Raw genomic sequence first — 3,970 nt, 5'->3', positions numbered from 1 at the left:
TCTCCCACTTTCACTGGTGCTGGCGCACCTTCACGTTTAGAAGTAGGAGACTTCTTTCGGAAAGATGTTAAATCTGTTGCAGACTGACTCAATTAAAGCACCAACCTTTTGTTTGTACTGTCATAAATCCCGTTCATCAAATTGATATCGTTTAAATTTTGGAAGGTTTCGATAAAAATATTCGCCGTCACACCGTTTAACGTTGCTCCCTTCAGCGTTTCAAGTTCCACCGCCATGTCGATAATGTTGAGATTGATGTTTGTAAATTTTGACGCAGTATCAGCCAAATGTGCATTAAATTTTTCGGCAGAAGCAAATCCCTCATTTTGTATTCCGCTAAACCAAGTGTCCCATTCTTGTTCAAAAGAAGTTATATTTGAGGCTAGTTGTTGCAGATAATTTAATGTTTCAGCGTCAATTTCATCTTTTTTTGCATTAAAGTAAAGGTCCCACTGTGCTTGAAACTGGCTTGTTGGAATACTAATGAGAGAATGAACCAAACCACAAAGATTTTCATCCAAACGTTCGTCAATCAAATCGGCAGGATTTAATGTTGATGTGTTCGCCCTCACCCGTATTTGCGCAAGGGATAACTCGTAAATAAAATCGTCACGTTGCAGATCTGGAGGAACCGGATTCTCAGAAGGAGTGCCTTGCTTAACGAACAATCTGATATAACGCGATTGGTTTCTTTTGTCCAACCGTAACACAATCCGGTCAATGCGATCTAAAGTTGGCTCTGGGAGAGCATGATCCAAATATAGATTGCTAGTATTTTCGTACAAATATCCTTGAATGATCGCTTTTCCCGGTGTTACATACGTGCGCAAATCAGTGCCATCACACTTTACTTCTAAAGCAGGGATATTATCGGTATGGAGTAACCCTGTGCTTAAAACGCTGCCGAAGTAATCAGCAAAATCACTTGCTTGATAGGTTCGTGGATCACCCGGCGCGCTATTAAAAAACTTACTGATTTCCGCCATATTCTCACCCCTATACAGCGTTATAAAGTTTTCTGTAGCTGATATTGACGATAGCTCCTTGTATGTCGCTATCGGCTGAATATTCGATTTCGTTCTCACCGACCACAAGCTGAAAGAAAGTACTTTCCGGGTCAATCCAATTGAAAACGTTTCGTTCTGTTCCGTCCGGTTGAACAAAATAAACAGATTTTCTGCCCGGCGTAGTATCAATTTTCATCACTTCGCCTTCTTGTAACGTTTGATTTACCTTAATAAATTCTCCGGTTGTTTTGTTTGTAATCTTCGGATTGACCGCTGGACCATAGAATTCAATAAATACAGGAGTTGGGGCATCCCCATCATTCACGATAATTCGATTATCCCGTTGCACCCCGATTTCAAACACACCCTCAAACGGGAATTGGAAAAGTGGTTCAAAGGTGGGCTCTTCCGTTATCTCCGTTGATTTCCAAAAAGGATTTGGACAAAGCAAATTCACAAGTGCTTTTTGGAATACTAATCCACGATTCTCCCTTCCGCTCGGAAAAACCGGCACACCATCTGGAACTGCTTCGATTTCACGAACGACTTCCCCGTTTTCATAGCGAAGTATCCCTTGTCCTAACTTTGGATTAAAAACAGAAGCAAGATATTGACGTTGCTGTAATAGTGTTGGTTTGTCCGATGCTATAATTACAATTTCCAATGAGATAGCGCGCTCTTGAAGAACGGAATCAATGTATGTCGAGCCATCTTGAAATGGGGATTTCTGTGTTTGAGTGTCAGCGTCTACGTCACCGAGTCCATCGACGCTTTGTAAAAGAAAAGGAGCTGATGATTTCAGCTCCACGGATTGACCTCTTGCGTTTGTGAAGATAATTCGCTGCATATCATAACCCCCATTCCATTGCAAGCTGACGAGAGACTCGGAGATTTTTTCGAGCCACTTCAGACGGCGTTGGCGCAGTTGAATGGAAATGGAAGTGATTTTCTATTTTTGCGCCAGCCAGTTTCGGGACATTGTTTGTGGCCGTAGCAGGGACGACAGCACCCGAATATCCCGCAACATTTGGAATTGTCGCTCGTACCATGCGATTTGTAGCAGAAACAACGGCATTGATGTTTCGATTGATGCCTTCTGCCAGTCCCACAGGAATCCACTTTCCAATCTCCATCATCACCCGAGAAGGAGAATGGATATCGAGCGCTGATTGTATCGTTGCTCTGACTGTATCTGCAATCTCTTGCGCTTTTCGCTTGAGTGGATCCATCATAGAATCGAGCCCAGCTATGAGACCTCTCATCGATTCCTTTCCGATGTCCTCCATACTCGCTGACATGAGATTGAGCTCTGTCTTTGTTCCCTCTGTGATTTCCCGTATTTTTGTTAACCATTCTTTTTTGTGCTGTTCAAGTTCGGCGTTAGCTTGTGCGCGCAAATAGACGATTTTGTCATTATATTCTTTGTTCAATTGCTCCAGTTCCGCATTTGCTTGGGCGCGCAACTCGGTGAGTTTGTTAATGTAGTCTGCTTTCACTTTTTCTAATTCCGTATTTGCCGTTAGTCGCAACTGCTGAATTTTCGTTTGTGTCTCTAGCCTCATTCCTTCGAGCTCGTTGACCGCTTGCGCTTTTGCCAACGCGTTTTTCTCACGCCACAATTGAACGTACTGATTCAGTTCTTCATCAGAAAGAGAGTTCAACGCAGCAATCTCATCGACCGCTTTCGGACCCATGTCGCGGAGTTCTTGAAGAAGACCTTCATCAATTCCGCGCGATGCAAGAGAAGAAATATTTTTCTGCCAATCCTTGAACGCACTGACCTGATCGGAAAGATTTTTCAGCAATCCTTGACCGGTTACGCCATTTTTGCGTTTGAATTCATCGAACAATCCTGCAAAGCTGTACAGAGACTTCGTGCGGTCTTCGACTGCTTTCTGATATTCTTCCGTCAGCTTTCGTTCTTCTTCCGCAAGACGATCGTTGATTTCTTTGACTTTTGCTTCATATTCTTCTCTCGCTTTGATTTCGTCTTGAAGCAGACGGTCGTTGATTTCCTTTACTCTTGCCTCATACTCCTCTTTCGCTTTCAACTCGTCTTGATATAATCTCTCGTTGACCTCTTTAACTTTGTTGGCATACTCGTTGTTGAGACTTGTTAGCTCATCGTAAATTTGCTTTTTCAAACGATAAATATTTTCTTCTGCCTCCGCGCGTTTTTGGCTACCCTTCGTATACCGCGAGGCGACTTGTTCCCACATTTTTAATTCTTCAATCAAAGATAGTTGATTAAACTTCTTACGTTCTTCGATATATTTTTTCTCATTCTCAAATATTTCTTGGTCGACTTTCCGTTTGGCATCACGCAATTTAAGAGAAACACGTTTGCGTTCCTCTGCGTTCAGTTTGAATGTTTTCAGAACGTAATTCCATATTGCTACTTCATCTTTTGCTTGTATATTTTCTAGCTCATACTGTTTGGAAAGCCACTCCTCAACCGCCTTCACACGTTCAGCAGCGCCAAGTCTGGCGATTCTCCCCATTTCTTTTCGTTGCCATTCGGAAATTTGGATTGGCTTACGGAAATTCGGAACAAGTGCATCTGACATTTTCTCGACTGCTTTTCTTAGATTGCCACTCTCGCTTTCAATGCCGACAATCAACCCTTGGACTGTGTATTTCCCGATTTCCATCATGACGCGAGAAGGTGAATGAATTCCTAATGCGCTTTGGATAGTATCTTTCACTTTATCCGCGATTTCTTTCGCTTTTTTATAAACTGAATGGGCCATTGAAGATATTCCATTGATGAGTCCCTCGATGATGTTTTTACCGGTTTCTTTCAAGCTAAATGATTCGAATTTTTCTTTTATCGTACCAATCACTTTATCTTTTACTGCGCTTCCTAGCTCTCCCACTAGCTGGGTAATACCTTTAACATCTTTCCGAAAGAAGTCTCCTACTTCTAAACGTGAAGGTGCGCCAGCACCAGTGAAAGTGGGAGA

At 42.5% G+C, this 3,970-nt stretch carries 2 protein-coding genes and 1 pseudogene; all 3 read right to left on the bottom strand.

Annotated elements, in window-relative coordinates:
- Positions 1–92 precede the first annotated feature (92 nt).
- On the bottom strand, positions 93–986 hold the full coding sequence (locus DCC82_RS16195; protein ID WP_108430507.1) for a phage tail protein: 894 nt from the start codon (positions 984–986) through the stop codon (positions 93–95).
- Positions 987–996: 10 nt separating this feature from the next.
- Positions 997–1,854 (bottom strand): phage tail family protein, encoded by an 858-nt coding sequence (locus DCC82_RS16190; protein ID WP_108430506.1) that lies wholly within the window; start codon positions 1,852–1,854, stop codon positions 997–999.
- 1 nt (position 1,855) lies between these two features.
- Positions 1,856–3,970: pseudogene (locus DCC82_RS16185) on the bottom strand (hypothetical protein); the annotation flags it as partial.

Source organism: Geobacillus sp. LYN3 (genome assembly GCF_003064505.1).
Lineage (GTDB): Bacteria > Bacillota > Bacilli > Bacillales > Anoxybacillaceae > Parageobacillus_B > Parageobacillus_B toebii.
This window is presented reverse-complemented; position numbering and strand designations above follow the sequence as displayed.